Annotated in this window: 16 protein-coding genes and 2 pseudogenes; 11 read left to right on the forward strand and 7 right to left on the reverse strand. The window is 59.3% G+C overall.

The genetic code is table 11. From position 1 onward, the window contains the following. The first annotated feature begins 314 nt into the window (after positions 1 to 314). Positions 315 to 2,015: a long-chain-fatty-acid--CoA ligase FadD1 gene (gene fadD1 / locus ACZ89E_RS30265; protein ID WP_149657845.1), complete on the forward strand. Its 1,701-nt coding sequence runs from the start codon at positions 315 to 317 to the stop codon at positions 2,013 to 2,015. A gap of 210 nt (positions 2,016 to 2,225) precedes the next feature. Here fadD1 and ACZ89E_RS30270 read toward each other — a convergent pair whose 3' ends face one another. Next, a complete protein-coding gene (locus ACZ89E_RS30270; protein WP_123599147.1) occupies positions 2,226 to 2,603 on the reverse strand; it encodes a hypothetical protein in 378 nt (125 codons plus the stop codon). A gap of 200 nt (positions 2,604 to 2,803) precedes the next feature. On the opposite strand from ACZ89E_RS30270, the gene ACZ89E_RS30275 reads away from it, so the two are divergent. The 3 genes from ACZ89E_RS30275 (at position 2,804) to def (ending at position 4,660) form a co-directional block, all read left to right on the forward strand. Continuing rightward, on the forward strand, positions 2,804 to 2,995 hold the full coding sequence (locus tag ACZ89E_RS30275) for a CsbD family protein (protein WP_149657844.1): 192 nt from the start codon (positions 2,804 to 2,806) through the stop codon (positions 2,993 to 2,995). A 172-nt stretch (positions 2,996 to 3,167) separates the two neighbouring features. Beyond that, the gene (locus tag ACZ89E_RS30280; protein ID WP_149657843.1) at positions 3,168 to 4,118 is read left to right on the forward strand and encodes a YihY/virulence factor BrkB family protein; all 951 of its coding nucleotides are present in this window, start codon (positions 3,168 to 3,170) and stop codon (positions 4,116 to 4,118) included. 2 nt (positions 4,119 to 4,120) lie between these two features. Continuing rightward, a complete protein-coding gene (gene def, locus ACZ89E_RS30285; RefSeq protein ID WP_149657842.1) occupies positions 4,121 to 4,660 on the forward strand; it encodes a peptide deformylase in 540 nt (179 codons plus the stop codon). An 83-nt stretch (positions 4,661 to 4,743) separates the two neighbouring features. Here the strand turns inward: def and ACZ89E_RS30290 are convergent, their stop codons facing one another. Both ACZ89E_RS30290 and ACZ89E_RS30295 read right to left on the reverse strand, forming a co-directional pair. Further along, entirely contained in the window at positions 4,744 to 5,565 is an 822-nt protein-coding gene (locus ACZ89E_RS30290; RefSeq protein WP_476256961.1) for a class I SAM-dependent methyltransferase, read from the reverse strand. A 60-nt stretch (positions 5,566 to 5,625) separates the two neighbouring features. Further along, a complete protein-coding gene (locus ACZ89E_RS30295) occupies positions 5,626 to 6,063 on the reverse strand; it encodes a GNAT family N-acetyltransferase (RefSeq protein ID WP_149657840.1) in 438 nt (145 codons plus the stop codon). 412 nt (positions 6,064 to 6,475) lie between these two features. On the opposite strand from ACZ89E_RS30295, the gene ACZ89E_RS30300 reads away from it, so the two are divergent. The 4 genes from ACZ89E_RS30300 (at position 6,476) to ACZ89E_RS30315 (ending at position 10,024) form a co-directional block, all read left to right on the forward strand. Further along, positions 6,476 to 7,417, forward strand: coding sequence for a fatty acid desaturase (locus ACZ89E_RS30300; protein ID WP_476256962.1), 942 nt, complete (start codon positions 6,476 to 6,478; stop codon positions 7,415 to 7,417). Between the two features lie 18 nt (positions 7,418 to 7,435). Next, a complete protein-coding gene (locus ACZ89E_RS30305; protein ID WP_476256963.1) occupies positions 7,436 to 8,227 on the forward strand; it encodes a phosphate/phosphite/phosphonate ABC transporter substrate-binding protein in 792 nt (263 codons plus the stop codon). A 244-nt stretch (positions 8,228 to 8,471) separates the two neighbouring features. Continuing rightward, positions 8,472 to 9,014 (forward strand): sigma-70 family RNA polymerase sigma factor, encoded by a 543-nt coding sequence (locus tag ACZ89E_RS30310; protein ID WP_149657837.1) that lies wholly within the window; start codon positions 8,472 to 8,474, stop codon positions 9,012 to 9,014. Continuing rightward, positions 9,011 to 10,024 (forward strand): ABC transporter substrate-binding protein, encoded by a 1,014-nt coding sequence (locus ACZ89E_RS30315; protein ID WP_476256964.1) that lies wholly within the window; start codon positions 9,011 to 9,013, stop codon positions 10,022 to 10,024. The genes ACZ89E_RS30310 and ACZ89E_RS30315 overlap by 4 nt, the downstream gene beginning before the upstream one ends. Positions 10,025 to 10,075: 51 nt before the next feature. Here ACZ89E_RS30315 and gstA read toward each other — a convergent pair whose 3' ends face one another. After that, a complete protein-coding gene (gene gstA / locus ACZ89E_RS30320) occupies positions 10,076 to 10,678 on the reverse strand; it encodes a glutathione transferase GstA (RefSeq protein ID WP_149657835.1) in 603 nt (200 codons plus the stop codon). A 99-nt stretch (positions 10,679 to 10,777) separates the two neighbouring features. Here gstA and ACZ89E_RS30325 point away from each other — a divergent pair, with 99 nt between their 5' ends. From ACZ89E_RS30325 to ACZ89E_RS30335, 3 genes and pseudogenes are all read left to right on the forward strand, one after another. Continuing rightward, entirely contained in the window at positions 10,778 to 11,650 is an 873-nt protein-coding gene (locus tag ACZ89E_RS30325) for a LysR family transcriptional regulator (RefSeq protein ID WP_476256965.1), read from the forward strand. A gap of 634 nt (positions 11,651 to 12,284) precedes the next feature. After that, positions 12,285 to 12,956, forward strand: a pseudogene (locus ACZ89E_RS30330) (PAS domain-containing protein); the annotation flags it as partial. A gap of 120 nt (positions 12,957 to 13,076) precedes the next feature. Beyond that, positions 13,077 to 13,499 (forward strand): annotated as a pseudogene (locus ACZ89E_RS30335) (methyl-accepting chemotaxis protein); the annotation flags it as partial. Positions 13,500 to 13,679: 180 nt separating this feature from the next. Here the strand turns inward: ACZ89E_RS30335 and ACZ89E_RS30340 are convergent. The 3 genes from ACZ89E_RS30340 to ACZ89E_RS30350 all read right to left on the reverse strand — a co-directional run bounded on the left by ACZ89E_RS30340 (position 13,680) and on the right by ACZ89E_RS30350 (position 16,518). Continuing rightward, positions 13,680 to 14,222: a hypothetical protein gene (locus ACZ89E_RS30340; protein WP_149657832.1), complete on the reverse strand. Its 543-nt coding sequence runs from the start codon at positions 14,220 to 14,222 to the stop codon at positions 13,680 to 13,682. A gap of 182 nt (positions 14,223 to 14,404) precedes the next feature. Then, positions 14,405 to 14,956: a hypothetical protein gene (locus tag ACZ89E_RS30345; RefSeq protein WP_149657831.1), complete on the reverse strand. Its 552-nt coding sequence runs from the start codon at positions 14,954 to 14,956 to the stop codon at positions 14,405 to 14,407. Positions 14,957 to 15,093: 137 nt separating this feature from the next. Further along, positions 15,094 to 16,518, reverse strand: coding sequence for an MFS transporter (locus ACZ89E_RS30350; RefSeq protein ID WP_149657830.1), 1,425 nt, complete (start codon positions 16,516 to 16,518; stop codon positions 15,094 to 15,096). Between the last annotated feature and the right edge of the window lie 50 nt (positions 16,519 to 16,568).

Raw genomic sequence — 16,568 nt, forward strand, 5'->3', positions numbered from 1 at the left:
ATTCACATTGACGCGATACCCGTAGGAGCGAGGCTTGCCCGCGAAGCTTTTAAGGGCTGAAAAGCCCGATTTAAGGGCTTTAGAGGCTGTATAGAATTTTTGCTCTAAAATGACTGCCGGTTATTCTTGAGTCATTTATGTGACTGTAGAGGCTGCTTTTGGCTCTAGTCGGCCCTTGGCAAAGCTGCTACTCTCGGCGCGCTTTTGTGACTTCTCGGCCTATATAAAAGCCAGACTCACCAATAAAAAACACACACCAATAATAATCGCATCAAATGCGGTGATGAATTCGCGTTGCTGAGGAGTGGGCTTCCATGAACGAAGACTTTTGGAAGGATAAGTACCCTGCCGGGATTGCTGCCGACATCAATCCAGACGAGTATCCGAATATTCAGGCAGTGTTGAAGCAATCCTGCCAACGCTTCGCCGACAAACCGGCTTTCAGCAACCTGGGCAAGACAATCACCTACGGTGAACTGTACGAATTGTCCGGTGCCTTTGCCGCTTACCTGCAACAGCATACCGACTTGCAGCCCGGTGATCGAATCGCCGTGCAACTGCCTAACGTGTTGCAGTACCCGGTAGCCGTGTTCGGTGCGATCCGCGCCGGGCTGATCGTGGTCAACACCAACCCGCTGTACACCGCGCGGGAGATGGAACACCAATTCAACGACTCCGGTGCCAAAGCCCTGGTCTGCCTGGCCAACATGGCTCACTTGGCGCAGACCGTGGTGCCGAAAACCGGCGTCAAGCACGTGATCGTCACCGAAGTCGCCGACCTGCTGCCACCGCTCAAGCGCCTGCTGATCAACAGCGTCATCAAGTACGTGAAGAAGATGGTCCCGGCGTATCACTTGCCCAAGGCCGTCAAGTTCAACGACGTGCTGAGCAAGGGCCACGGCCAGCCCGTGGCCGAAGCCAACCCGGACAGCGGCGATGTCGCGGTGCTGCAATACACCGGCGGCACCACCGGCGTGGCCAAGGGCGCGATGCTGACCCACCGCAACCTCGTCGCCAACATGCTGCAGTGCAAGGCGCTGATGGGGTCCAACCTCAATGAAGGTTGCGAGATCCTGATCACGCCGCTGCCGCTGTACCACATCTATGCCTTCACCTTTCATTGCATGGCAATGATGCTGATCGGCAACCACAACATCCTGATCAGCAACCCGCGCGATTTGACGGCGATGGTCAAGGAACTGTCGAAGTGGAAGTTCAGCGGCTTCGTTGGCCTGAACACCTTGTTCGTGGCCCTGTGCAACAACGAAGCGTTCCGCAAGCTCGACTTCTCGGCGCTGAAAGTCACCCTGTCCGGCGGCATGGCCCTGCAACTGGCCGCCGCCGAGCGCTGGAAAGCGGTGACCAATTGCCCGATTTGCGAAGGCTACGGCATGACCGAAACCAGCCCGGTCGCCACGGTCAACCCGATCCAGCACATCCAGGTCGGCACCATCGGTATTCCGGTGCCGTCGACCCTGTGCAAAGTCATCGACGATGCCGGCGTTGAACAGCCGCTGGGCGCGATCGGCGAGCTGTGTGTGAAAGGTCCGCAGGTCATGAAGGGCTACTGGCAGCGCCAGGACGCCACCGATGAAATGCTCGACAGCGAAGGCTGGCTGAAGACCGGTGACATCGCGCTGATCCAGCCCGATGGCTACATGCGCATTGTCGATCGCAAGAAAGACATGATCCTGGTTTCCGGTTTCAACGTGTACCCGAACGAGTTGGAAGACGTGCTTGCGACCCTGCCGGGCGTGCTGCAATGCGCGGCCATCGGCATCCCGGACGAGAAGTCGGGCGAGGCGATCAAGATCTTCATCGTCGCCAAACCGGGCGTGACCCTGACCAAGGAACAGGTGATGGAGCACATGCGCGCCAACGTCACTGGCTACAAGGTTCCGCGTTCGGTGGAATTTCGCGATGCGCTGCCGACCACTAACGTCGGCAAGATCCTGCGTCGCGAACTGCGTGATGAAGAGTTGAAGAAGCTGGGCGTGAAGAAAGTAGGCGCCTAAACAAAAGCCCCGCAGATGCGGGGCTTTTTTTGGCCTGACGGATCGTTCCCACGCTCTGCGTGGGAATGCCTCAATGGACGCTCTGCGTCCGCTGTTGGGACGCGGAGCGTCCCGGGCTGCATTCCCACGCAGAGCGTGGGAACGATCAATCAAGCAGGGGACTGCTGCGCAGTCCAGCGGGAGCAAGCTCCCTCGCCACAATGGTCGGTGTTACAGGCGAAACGGTGCGAAGTTGACGTTGGTACCCGCCGGGCGCATGTCTTGCAGGAAGGAGTCCTTGTCGGCGCTCAGTTCCAGGCTCAACGCCGCTTTGCGCTTGCCTTCATTGCGCACCACCAGGCCTTCGAGTTTTTCACGCAGAAACACCGTCGGCACTTTCAGGTGCAGCAGTTCGTCGGTATCCGGGGTGTGCATCAACAAGTGCACCCACTCGTACTGACCCACAGCCAGGCGTGCCACCGGGATGTCGAACCACCAGATGTTGCGATTGCGGTTCAATTCGGTGAAATGGCAGTTGTTGACGCCAAGCACAGCACCGCCGAGTTCCTGGTTTCTGCGGGCAATGGCCTGCTTTTTATCGAGTTTCATAACATTCCTACGGGGTTGGATCTTCAGCGCCAAGGCCTGAATACGTTGCGCATTCTCGGGGGTTGCACGGCAAACATAAAGCCCAACCTTTAATCGGCGATGAAATGATGCAGTGAAAATAAATGAAACTCCGTGCAAACGCCTTCGGTCAATCTTTGTGTAACGACTATTACCCTTGAATTGTTCACAGGAGAAACACCATGAGCAGCACTGGCGATAAAGTTAAAGGTATGGCAAACGAAGCGGTCGGCAACGTCAAGCAAGGCGTCGGCAAGGCCACTGACAACACCAAACTGCAAGTCGAAGGCAAAATCCAGGAGAAGAAAGGCGAAGCCCAGCAAGCGGTGGGCAAGGCCAAGGACGCCATCAAGAAAGGTGTCGACAAGGCTTGATTCGGCCTTTCAAGACATTAAAGAAACGGCCATCCGAGGATGGCCGTTTTTGTGTCAGCCCCACCGGTTAAATAACGAAATTGTTTCAAAGTCGCCAAGTAGGCTACTTTGATGTAGAAAACGGCCCCTGAGTCGCCACGACTTCAACCTTTTGCGGCGAAAGGAGACGCTAATGATTTTCCCGGACATGAGAGGCCTGCCCATCCACCGCGTGATGGTGCGCACGGTCAAAGAATTCATTGACGATGAGATGTCGACCTACGCCTCGGCGCTGGCTTATCAAATGCTGTTCTCGCTGTTCCCCTTCATTCTGTTCCTGATCGCCCTGATCGGTTTCCTGCACCTGCCGGACTTCTTCTCCTGGCTGCGCCTGCAATCGGAACTGGTGCTGCCGCCCCAAGCCCTGGAGCAGGTGAACCCGGTGATCGACCAGTTGCAGCAGTCCAAGGGTGGCTTGCTCTCGATCGGTATCGTCATCGCCCTGTACACCGCCTCTTCGGGCGTGCGGCTGATGATGAGCGCGATGAACGCTGCCTACGACGTGGTCGAAGGCCGCCCGGTGTGGAAGCGCTTTCCGTTGTCGATTTTCTACACCATTGGCATCGCCGGCATGCTGCTCGCCGCCGCCGCGCTGATGGTGCTCGGGCCGCAGGTGATGGGCTGGATTGCCGCGCAGGTCGGGCTGGAAGACTTCATCGTCACGGTGTGGACCATTGCGCGTTGGCCGGTGATCGTGATCCTGATGATGATCGCGGTGGCGCTGATCTATTACGTTATGCCCGATGTCCGTCAGGAGTTTCGTTTCATCACCCCCGGCTCGGTGCTCGCGGTGGTGGTGTGGATCATCGCCTCGTTGGGTTTCGCGTTTTACGTCAAGACCTTCGCCAACTACAACGCCATGTATGGCAGTATCGGCGCGATCATCGTGCTGTTGCTGTACTTCTACATTTCCGCCGCGGTGCTATTGCTCGGCGCGGAGATGAATGCGGTGATCGAACACATGTCGACCGAAGGCAAGGACCCTGGCGAAAAGGTCCCCGGCGAGCACGACCACGAAACCAAACAACACGTATCGGGACTGGGACGAGACCACTCGCTCAAGCCGAACACTGACGAAGCCTGACCATGATCCGTGAAATTCTGAAAATGGGCGATGAACGCCTGCTGCGTATCGCGCCACCGGTGCCGGCCGAGATGTTCGACAGCCCCGAGTTGTGGCAACTGATCGATGACATGTTCCAGACCATGGAAAGCGTCGGCGGCGTTGGCCTGGCCGCGCCGCAGATCGGTGTCGACCTGCAACTGGTGATCTTCGGTTTCGAGCACAGCGAGCGCTACCCTGACGCCGAAGCCGTGCCGCAGACGATCCTGATCAACCCGCTGATCACACCGTTGAACCCGACCCTGGAAGAGGGCTTCGAAGGTTGCCTGTCGGTGCCTGGATTGCGTGGAGCGGTGAATCGTTATCAGGACATACGCTATGAAGGGTTTGATCCGAAGGGCCAGCCGATTGTGCGGATTGCCTCCGGTTTTCATGCGCGGGTGGTGCAGCACGAATGCGATCATTTGATCGGCCGGTTGTACCCGTCGCGGATCACGGATTTCACCAAGTTCGGGTTTATCGAAGTGATGTTTCCGGATCTTGATCCGAACGCTGACGAGTAAGACAAAAGCGAAGATCGCAGCCTTCGGCAGCGCCTACGCGACTGTAGGCGCCGCCGAAGGCTGCGATCTTTTGATTCTGCTTTTTATTTCCCCGGTTTAACAAACCGCAACGTCATCCGGTCCGACTCCCCGATCGCCACGTACTTCGCCTTGTCCTTCTCCCCCAACGTCAACGCCGGCGGCAAGGTCCAGACGCCTTCGGGATAATCCTTGGTGTCCTTCGGATTGGCATTGATCTCGCTTTTTTCCTCCAGCTTGAACCCCGCATCGGTCGCCAGTTTCACCACATACGCGGTGGTCAGGTAGCCGCTGTGCTTGATGTCGTCCAGCGACGCCCCGTCCTTGGCCCGGTGATCCACCACCCCGAGCACGCCGCCCGGTTTCAGCACCTTGAAGAACGACTCGAACATCAGCGGCGCCGTGTCGGCCAGCACCCAGTTGTGCACGTTGCGAAAGGTCAGCACCGTGTCTGCCGAACCGGGATTGCCGAGCACCGGGGCCTTGGGATCAAACTCGACCACCTGGGCCTTGGCATATTGCGCCGGGGCGGCGGCGAATTTGGCCTTGAGGGTTTCTTCGTTCTTGCGCGCATAGTCGCTGACCGTCGGCGCTTGCACGGCGGCAATGTAGTGGCCGTGCTCCTTGAGCAGCGGCGCCAGCAGTTCGCTGTACCAACCGCTGCCGGGGGTGATTTCGATGACGGTCTGGTTGGCGTGCAAGCCGAAGAATTGCAGGCTCTGCTGCGGATGGCGGTAGACGTCGCGCACCACGTTCTGCGGCGCGCGCCAGGTGCCTTTGAGCACCTCGGCGTATTGCGCGCTGGAGATGGGCGGGTCGTCGGCGGCGTGCGCCAGAACAGGGGTGAGCAGGGCGGTCAGGGTCAAGGCGAGCAGGGCAGGTTTCATGGCGCATCCAGGCAGATTCGAAGTCGACCCCGAGGCTAGCACGCAGCAATCAAGAGCTGATCACACATTATCGATGGACGACCTCACCAACGGTTCTAAGCCCATGGCGATCATCGGTTTGCTGCGCGCGTAACGGGTCAGGCGTTCGACCATGGCGTAGGGCATTTGCGGGTCGAAGATAAAACCCCGACGCTCATAAAAGCCGCGCAAATCCGGGTGGCAATACAGCCAGACCGGGCTGTCGAGGCCCTTCACCGCTTCGGCGATCAGCGCGGCGGCGATGCCTTGTTCACGACACGCCGGATCGACGAACAAACCCGTCAACCAGTACCCGCCCGCCACCGGCCGCAAACACAAGGCCGCGACAATTTCGCCGCGCCGGGCCACCCACAATTGAGCTTCGCGCACGGCTTTCATCGGCGATTGGTGGGCGCGGTAAAACTTGTTCATCAACGGCCATAACGGTTCGTCGAGCAAGGCGTACTGAGTGTCTGGCATGGGCGTTGGCTGTCAGTTGGCAAAGTGGGCGATTATAAAAGAACGCGAGCGGCGCGATAGGTGTATACCTGACTTCACATCCCGTATGAGTGGAGTACGTATCATGGCCAAAGGCATGGATTCAAAAAAAGCAGCGAAGAAAAAACCGGCAAAAACCGCCGATGAAAAGCGCGCGGACAAGAAGGCCAAGAAGGTGGATGTGTTCGGGCACTAAAACCTGAGTCACCGTGCCGATCGTTCCCACGCTCCCGCGTGGGAATGCCTCTAGGGACGCTCCGCGTCCAGTGACGCGGAGCGTCACGGGCTGCATTCCCACGCGGAGCGTGGGAACGATCGTTAAACCAGAAAATAATCTGCAAGATTTCCCCACCCCATTGCACAGAGAGGGACACGTCCCGTTCTGAGCAAAGCCATGTCCCATTACTTCGACGCCGCCCATCGAGAAGAAATCGAAACCCTGCGCCAACGCCTGACTGCTCGCACCGAGTGGCCGACCTGGTTGCTGCTGATCGGCGTCTACGCGGGCTGGTTCGGCCTGATCCTGGCCAGCGACCGATTGGGCCTTTGGTGGAGCACCGTGCTGTTGATTCCACTGGTGGTGCTCTGGCTGTCGGTGCAGCACGAACTGCTCCACGGCCATCCCACGCGTTGGCTGGCCCTGAACAAAGTCCTCGGTTATGCACCGTTTGCGGTGTGGTTCCCGTACACCCTGTATCGCGACAGCCATTTGCTGCATCACCACGATGAAGACCTGACCATCCCCGGCCGCGACCCGGAAAGCCGTTACCTCACCGCCGAGCACTGGCAGCGCAGTTCCGTGTTCAAGCAGGTCCTGCACCGCTTGAACAAAACCGTGCTGGGGCGCGTCATGGTCGGCGCCCCCCTGGCGTTACTGGCGCTGGCGCGCAAAGAGCTGCGACGTCTGCAAGCGGGTGAACGGCAGGCCTGGTTGATGTGGCTCACCCATGGCGCGCTCACCGGGTTGATGCTGGCGTTCATCGCGCGTTTCAGCGTGCTCCCGGTGTGGCATTACCTGTTGCTGATCAGCGTGCCGGCGCTGTCGATTGCGATGATTCGCTCCTACTATGAACACCGCCCCAACGCCCGACCCGAGCAACGCACCGTGCTCAACGAAGCGGCGTGGCCGTGGAGTTGGCTGTTCCTGAACAACAACCTGCACCTGGTGCATCACGACATACCGAGCCTGCCCTGGTACGACTTGCCCAAGGCTTATCGCACCCGTCGTGAGCAATGGCAGGCACGCAGCGGCGGGTTTCTGGTGCGGGGTTATGGGCAGTTGTGGCGCCAGCATGGGCTCAGGGCGATCGACAGCCCGCAACATCCGTTTCATTGATTGGCTGAAGGAATTTCGATGACCCAGCACCTCGCCGAACTACTGATGTACGTCTCCCCGGAATCGATCCGTCGCGCCAATGAACGCTGGCTGACTGGCATCGCGCAACGCCTGGGCGCCTCCCGCCAAAGCGCCGAGGGCCTGTCGCTGCCGGACCTCTGGCTCTCCCCGCAATTGCTGCTGACGCAAACCTGCGGCTATCCGCTGATGACCTTGTTGCGTGGTCAGGTCCGGGTTGTCGGTCGTCCTCGCTATGAATTGCCGGACAGCAACGGCGGCAACCATTGCAGCCTGCTGCTCAGCCGCGCCGACGATCCTCGCCGCAACTTGCCGGCCTTTTACAACTGTCGCGGGGTGATCAATGACGAAGGCTCCAACAGCGGCATGAACCTGCTGCGCCATCGCCTGGCGCCACTGCACCGCGACGGTCAGTTCTTCGCCCGTGTCGGCATCAGCGGCGGCCACCGTGAAAGCCTGCGCTGGCTGCGTGAAAACCTTGCCGACCTGGCCGCCATCGACAGCGTGACCTTCGCCTACCTGGCGCGGCACGCCGAAGCCGAAGTGGCCGGTTTGCGCGTGGTTGCCCGCAGCGCGTTCAGCCCGACCTTGCCGTACATCACGGCGGCGAGTGCCAGTGATGAGCAGGTCGAGCAACTTCGGCAGGTGATGAACGAAACATTGCGCGAGCTGCCGGACGTCGCCGAAATCCTCGGTCTGCAAGAGGTATTGCCCGCGACGGAAAGCGACTATCAGGTGGTGCTTGATTACCAGCAGGAGGCCGAGGCGTTGGGGTATGGGCGGTTGCGTTAACGGTGGGGGATTTTCGTTGCCTGTCAGAACGCTCTCGCGGGCAAGCCTCGCTCCTACAGAATTGACCACCGTTCCTGTAGGAGCGAGGCTTGCCCGCGAAAGCAATCTCACAGGCGCCATTCATTTAAATTTCTTAATCGAATATAAAAATACCTTTTAAGTATTATTAAAGAATAAGGCTCCCGTCTAGAATCGCGCCACCGGATCACCGGACATTCAGCGACCCCTAACCCCAGGAGCCCCTATGTCCGGCGCCGACCTTTCCCATCGCAACCACGTGGGCGGCTTGTTCCGCGCGCATTACTCCTGGCTGTGCACCCGGTTGCGCCGGCAGTTGGGCGCCAGCGCCAGCGTCGAGGACATCGCCGCCGAAACCTTCACCCAATTGCTCGAATCCCCGGGGTTGACGCCGATCCGCGAACCCCGCGCCTTGCTGACCACCATCGCCCAACGCCTGATCTATCAACTCTGGCGTCGTCGCGATCTGGAGCGCCAGCACCTCGATCAATTGCAACATGCCGATGCCGGTCAAGCGCAATCGCCGGAAGCACTGCTGCAATTGACCCAGGCCCTGCATCGGCTCGACAGCACCCTCGACCGCTTGCCGGGCAAGGTCCGGGCGACGTTCCTGTTGTCGCGCATCGATGGCCTGACCTACCCGCAAATCGCCGCCGAGCTGGGCATTTCCCAGCGTTCGGTCAGCGTCTACATGACCCGCTCCCAAGCCTTGTGCGCCCAGCACAGTGCCAATGAACCCTTAAATAGAACGACCCAGAGGTCCGCATGAGATCGATCAAAACCCTGCTCGGCAGTTCGCTGCTGGCCCTGAGCCTGGTCGCCACCCAGGCGCCCGCCAGCGAAAAAATCGCGCCGATCCACTTCGGCGACATCGCCTGGGAAAGCGGCAGTTTCATCACCGAAGTCCTGCGCCTGATCGTCGAGAAAGGTTACGGCTACCCGACCGATACCTTGCCAGGCAGCACCGTCAGCCTTGAAGCGGCGCTGGCCAAGAACGATATCCAGGTGATCGGCGAAGAGTGGGCCGGGCGCAGCCCAGCGTGGGTCAAAGCTTCGAACGAGGGCAAAGTGTTCGGCCTCGGTGACACAGTCAAAGGCGCCACCGAAGGCTGGTGGGTGCCGGAATACGTGATCAAGGGCGACCCGGAACGCGGCATCAAGCCACTGGCCCCGGAGCTGAAATCCGTGGCTGACCTGCCACGCTACAAAGACGTGTTCCGCGACCCGGAAGACCCAAGCCGCGGCCGCTTCCTCAACAGCCCCACCGGCTGGACCTCGGAGATCGTCAACAGCCAGAAACTCAAGGCCTATGACCTGACCGCCGATTACGTCAACTTCCGCACCGGCTCTGGCGCGGCGCTGGATGCCGAGGTCGCGTCGTCGATCCGTCGCGGCAAACCGGTGCTGTTCTACTACTGGTCGCCAACGCCGTTGTTGGGGCGGTTCAAACTGGTGAAACTCGAAGAGCCGGCGTTCGATGCCGAAGCCTGGAAGACCCTGGCCGACGCCAATAACCCGCATCCGAAGGGCACTCGCTCGATGCCGGCGAACTTGGCGATTGGCGTCTCCGCACCGTTCAAGGCGCAGTACCCGGACTTGGTGGCCTTCTTTGAAAAGGTCGATTTGCCGTTAGATCTGCTGAACCAGACCCTGGCGCAGATGAGCGAAAAACGTCAGCCACCGCGTCAGGTCGCCGAGGCGTTTTTGCGCGATCAGCCGCAGGTGTGGAAGGGCTGGGTGCCGGGGGAAGTGGCGAGCAAGGTGAGTGGGAGTTTGTGATTTATTGAATCCTGTAGGAGCGAGGCTTGCCCGCGAAGGCGGCCTCCAGCCCTACAACAACTCCGCCGCCAACGTCGCCTTCACCGCCGGGCGCTGATCAATCCTTGCCTGAAACCGCACCAACGCCGGCCACTGCTCCAACTCAATCCCAAACCCCGCCGCCCAACGCAGCACCGTAAACAAATACGCATCCGCCACGCTGAACCCCTCCGGCATCAAATAGTCCTGCTGTTCCAGCGTGCGAACCAACACCGCAAACCGCTTGAACAATTTCTCCTTGATCAACCGCTTCACCTCCTCGGGAAACTGCGCATTGAACAGCCATCCAAGCCCGCCATGAATCTCGGTCGAGACGAAGTTCAACCATTCCTGTAACCGCACCCGTTCGAACGTCCCGTTCTGCGGCGCCAGATTCGCCTCGGGTCGCAGGTCCGCCAGGTATTGCAGGATCGCCGGTCCTTCGGTCAGCACCTGGCCGTTGTCCAGTTGCAGCGCCGCGACGTAGCCCTTGGGATTGATGGCGAGGAAATCCTCACCCGCAGCGGTTTGCTTGGTGCGGTTATCGACACGGATCAATTCGAACGGCAGATCGAGTTCGCGCAACACAATGTGCGGCGCCATCGAGCAGGCTTGCGGGGCGTAATACAGCTTCATGGGCAGGGCTCTGGTTGAGGATTTGCGCCAGTGTCATAGTGCGCGCCGGTCTTCGTAAAATTAATCTTCCAGAACACTGCCATAAGGACAGCTACTGCCATGATGAATCTGATGCACTGGCGAATGGTGGTGGCGGTGGCCGATACCGGCAACATTACCCGGGCGGCCGAGCGGGTCGGCATGACCCAGTCCGGTGCCAGCCAGGCGTTGGCGCTGATCGAGGAAACCCTGGGCGTTCAACTGTTCAGCCGGGAAAACCGCCAGACCCTGCCGACCGCCATCGGCCTGCCGGTGATCGAGCAGGCGCGGACCATGCTCGGCGCGTTGGAGGCCATTCGCAGCACCGTCGACGCTGCAAAAGACATCCAGCGCGGCAGCATTCGCCTGGCCAGTTTTCCCATGGTGCTGGCGACGTTTCTGCCGCCGCTGTTGCGTCAGTTCAATCGGCTCTATCCCGGCGTTCAGGTGGTGGCCCTGGAAGTCAGCGACGACGAAGTGGAAACCCTGCTCGACGCCGGGCTGGTGGATGTCGGCGTGGTGCTGAACCCCGCGCCCGAGCGCAATGCCGCGGTGTTGGGGCGCGATGCCTGGGTGGCGGTGCTGCCCGGCGGCCATCCCCTGGCACGGGGTGCACACGAAGAAGGCATCAGCCTGGCGCAATTGGTGACGCAACCCTTTGTGCTCGCCACTGGTGGCTGTTCGACCAACGCCCGCAGCCTGGCGGCCGACGCCGGTTTGCAACTGAGCGATATCCGGGCCGAGGTCCGGGAGTGGAGCAGCGCCTTCACCCTGGTGCGGGAAAACATCGGCGTGACCCTGGTGCCGGAAATGACACTGCCGGCCAATCGCCAAGGGTTGCGGGTCATTGCGCTGCTACCACGAATCGTTCGCGAATTTGCCCTGGTGGTGGCACCGTACAAGACCCCTTCTGCCCCGGTGCAAGCGCTGCTGAGCATGCTCGCCGATCAATGATCGGCCTGTGTCTCTGAACCGATTTTGTGCTGATTATTGGCCGACTAATGGCATTGCGCCTGTCAGTTCACTGGCTATGCTCACCCATAGCTCACTTTTTCAGTCACAAAAATGAATGGTTCGTGACCAGGAGCGTGAGCGCCGTGACATCAGCCGAAGAGTGCGCACCCAAAGCACCGACACTCAACAATCAGGAGCCGTGCCGTAAATGGAGTTACTTACCAAAACGTTAGGGTTGGCCCGACCGGGCTATCAAGAGAAGGATGTCTTGATAAGAGCGTCGCTGCATGGACACTCCGATTGAACATCATTTATCACCTGACACATCCTGCCCTTGGCGGGATGCGTGTGCCTGTTCCGTGGAACGTAGTGGTGGATCTGAAATGACCGAGAACTTTCTCCCGGCATTTCCCCTGTAGGAGCAACGCTTGCTCGCGATAGCGCCGAACCTGACACACCGCGTCATCGTGCATCGCGGGCAAGCTTTGCTCCTGCATCAATCAAAGATCGCGCTGAAGGTGATAGAACCATGTTTAACCTACATCACAAGGCTGACCTGCTGGAGATCGAGCGCTTCAACTGCGCGCTGAGCGAGGCCAACGCCAAGTTGGCGGCGGTCAGTCGCTCGATGGCGATGATCGAGTTCAGCCCCGAGGGCATCGTGCTCGACGCCAATGAAAACTTTTGCGCGGTCATGGGCTATAGCGCCGAAGAAGTGCGCGGCAAACACCACCGGATCTTCTGCGAAGAAGCGTTTTATCGCAGTGAGGAATACGCCAAGTTGTGGCGTGACCTGGCCCGTGGCGAACCGGTCAGCGGTACCTTCCTGCGTTTGAACAAGGCGGGTCGCGAGGTGTGGCTCGAAGCCAGTTACATGCCGGTGTTCGGGCCGGATCGCCAGGTGCGTAGCGTGATCAAAGTGGCCTCGGACATCTCCGCTCGTATCCATAAAGAGCACGAAGAAGAAAGCATGCTCGCAGCCATCGGGCGCTCCATGGCGGTGATCGAATTCACCCCGGACGGCCGGGTCATCACCGCCAACGACAATTTCCTGAAAACCATGCATTACTCGCTCAACGAAGTGATTGGCCAGCATCACAGCCTGTTCTGTCACCGCGCCGAAGCCGAGTCGCCGCAGTACAAGGCGTTCTGGGCCTCACTCAATCGCGGCGAATATCACTCGCACCGTTTCGAGCGCAAGGATAAGCACGGTCATACGGTGTTTCTGGAAGCCTCCTACAACCCGCTGTTCGACAGCAAAGGCCGGTTGTACAAAGTGGTGAAGTTCGCCAGCGACATCACCCAGCAAGTCACCACCCTGCGAGCCGCCGCGGAATCGGCCCACAGCACCTCGGTACAAAACGACGTCTGCGCGCAAAAAGGATCCCAAGTGGTCCAGCAGACGGTGCAGATCATCCAGGACATTTCCCGCGACCTCAACGAAGCGGCCCTGAGCATCGACGCGGTAAGCAAACAGTCGGACATCATCGGCACCATCGTCCAGACCATTCGCGGCATTGCCGACCAGACCAACCTGCTGGCGCTCAACGCCGCCATCGAAGCGGCCCGGGCCGGGGAGCATGGGCGCGGGTTTGCCGTGGTGGCGGATGAAGTGCGCAGCCTTGCGGCGCGCACCAGTCAGGCGACGCTGGAGATCGTCGACGTGGTGCGCAGGAATCATGACTTGTCGTTGAGCGCGGTGTCGAGCATGCAGTCGAGCCTGAGTCGCACCGGGCTGGGTGTGGAACTGGCGAACGAAGCGGGGGAGGTGATTCTGGAGATTCAGCAGGGATCGCGGCATGTGGTGGATGCGATCAGTCAGTTTAATTCGACGTTGCAGTTGAATTAGCGCAGAGGAAAAACAGCCCCTCAGGCACTTGCTACAGGTTGAGGGGCTTAGATATTACTGACGGGTTTGAACCCATTATTGAGCACGACCTAACATTATGGGTTGGTTAAATCAGGCAGACCTTGATGTGCTCGCTCCGCCGGGGAGTGGTGTTGAGTTTTAGAACATGGACCATGCCTGTCATTCTGGGACAGTGGTGAAGTTGAACTCTCCGGTGATAGTCACCAATCTTCCTGGTCCATCGTGTGACTGTATGGTAAAGGTGCCGGCGTATTCACCTTTGTCTTTGAAAGCACCATTGTCGACGGTAATGTTTAACTTGCCACCATCGACGGGGTAGCTAATAAGTTGATGGAGAATAACGGCGTTAGTTGCACTGAGTGTCAGGTCGTGAGTGCCGTTTGGTAATCCTTCCGGGAAGGTGAATAGGAAGCGACTAAGATGATGTTCATAGGAAGTAGCTTCGATAGATGTGGTCGGAAGAGGGGGGGCATTCGGATCCGCGTATAGGTCGCGACCTGTAAAGTCCGGCAATGAAGGGGCTCCGGGCGGGCGTTCAAATTTTGCGGTGAATGTCCCTTTCCCTGATTCATTGCGCGTTTTAACAGGCGCTGACTCGTTTTTCCTCAATGTTGTTGTGGACGTTACAGTGGCGGATTCACAGTGACTGGAACTGTTATCGTCAACTGACAATGTGGTTGATACCGTTGCGCTTGTCGCCATGGCGGCCTCCATTCTCTTGATAGTTGCGCGAATCTTCTGATTGCGCGGCGCAGTCATCATTGGATAGGTGGGGGAGGCTGTCTACTGTCAGAACTTACAGGTGGGCGTTATAAGCCGATGGGCGGTTATATCGCCAGAAAAAAAAAGGGTCCGCTGAGGGACCCTTTTTAAGGCGAACGCCGTTACAGCGAAGCCAGGAACTTATCGACCACCTGCGGCCCATCCTGCTTCTCGGTGCTGCCGTTTTCCTTGTCAGCCTGGGCCAGTTTCATCTTGTCCTGGAGGCGCTCGGCGATCTCTTTGCTCACGGCCAGTTGTTGCGCCGGGGGCATCGCTTGCAACTGCTCTTCAGTGATGCCCATGTCTTTCAGGATACTGTCGCGCAGCCGCTGTTCCGGCGTTTTGCTCATGTAGTCCTTGAAGTCGGTCATGGCGGTGCTGTCGGTGGACTTGGCCTTGTTGTCATCCGGCACGGTCGCTTGCAGGCCCACGCGGGTTTTCGCGAAGGCTTCATCGACATTGTCGCTGATGGTGCTCGCCGCGCTGACTTGCTGGGTGGCGGCGTTCAGTCCGGAGGACTGCGCGTTGGTGCTGTCCTGCTTGATTTGCGCCACGGTGTTCTGCGCGTTCTGGATCAAGCCACTGTACAGCGCGCTCGCGGCGGCCGTGGTGGGGTCCATGTCCGTGCGCTGGGTTTTTTGAATGATGGAAGCTTGATGGGCACTGACCAACATGATGGATAAACCTGTAGGTAATTGCTGTTGAGTCTGTCGGAGCAATTAGCGTGCCGCTGCTGAAACGCCCGGTTTTTGGCGCGATTCGGCAGCGGCGGCGGTCAATCCTTGCCGCTGGGCGGCAGACGGCAACCGCTTCAGCGGTGGGCGATGTTCTCCAGCGCCAGGTTGCGGGTGCGCGGCCCGAAGTAGCCGATGGTGATCATCACGATCAACATGCTGCTGACAATAAACGCCAGTACGCCCGGCGTGCCGAAGTGTTCGAGGAAGATGCCGATCAGCAGACTGCTGAACACCGTCGACAAACGACTGAACGAATAGCAGAAGCCCACCGCCCGGGCGCGGATGTTGGTGGGGAACAGTTCGCTCTGGTAGGAGTGATAGGCGAAACTCAGCCAGGCGTTGCAGAACGTGATCATTACCCCGCAGACAATCAACCCGACCGCGCTGGTTTGCAGGGCGAACAGCGTGCCGAAGGTCATGGCGCCGAGGGCCGAGCCGACGATCTGCCACTTGTTCTCGAAACGGTTGGCGAACTTGACGAACAGCAACGGCCCCAGCGGATAGGCGAGGGTGATGATGAAGGCGTACATCAAACTGTGGGTCACGCTCACGCCCTGACCGGACAATAACGCCGGCAACCAGTTGCCAAAACCGAAGAAGCCAATGGCCTGGAACACATGGAACACGATCAGCATCAACGCCCGGCGCCGATAGGGCGGTTGCCAGATATCGGCGAAGCGGCCCGTGCCCTGAATGTCCACCGCTGCCAGTTCCGGTTCGTCCAGCGCCTTGCCTTGATCCTTCACGCAACGGGCTTCGATGCTGTCGAGAATCCGGCTCGCCTCATCGAAACGGCCATGTTGCGCCAACCAGCGCGGCGACTCCGGCAAGCGTGAGCGCAGCCACCAGATAAACAGCGCAAACACCGCGCTCGCCAGCACCACCCAGCGCCAGCCCGACACCCCGAACGGATCCTGTGGCACCAGCCACCAGGACATCAACGCCACCGCCGGCACCGACAGGAACTGCACGAAAAACGCGAAAGCAAACGCCGAACTGCGCATGCGTTTAGGCACCAGTTCCGAAAGGTAGGCGTCGATGGTCACCAGCTCGATACCCAGGCCGATGCCGACCAGAAAGCGCATGCAGATAATGCCCAGCGCCGAACTCTGTACGCCCATGGCCACGGTGGCGACGGTGTACCAGATCAGCGCAAAGGTGAAGATCGCCCGCCGACCGAAGCGGTCAGCCAAAGGACTGAGCAGGCTCGCGCCGAGGAACAATCCGAGAAAGGTTGCCGAGGCAAACGCCGCTTGATCGGAGAAGCCGAACACCCCTTGGCTGCCCGTGGCGAAGATGCCGTCGCGGATCAGGCCGGGGCTGATGTAGGCGGTCTGGAACAAATCGTAGAGTTCGAAGAAACCGCCAATCGACAGCAACGCCACCAGTTTCCAGATCGTGGAAACGGCTGGGAGACGGTCGATGCGGGCGGATATCTGAGCGGCGCGGACGGGGTCGATGCCGTCTGCTTGAACGGCGGTGAGGGAGTGAGCAGGCATGGGCTGATCCGATTCTTGTTGAAGGGAAAGCTTAGCCTGCTATCGGAAAT

Source organism: Pseudomonas sp. TE3899, from assembly GCF_056279105.1.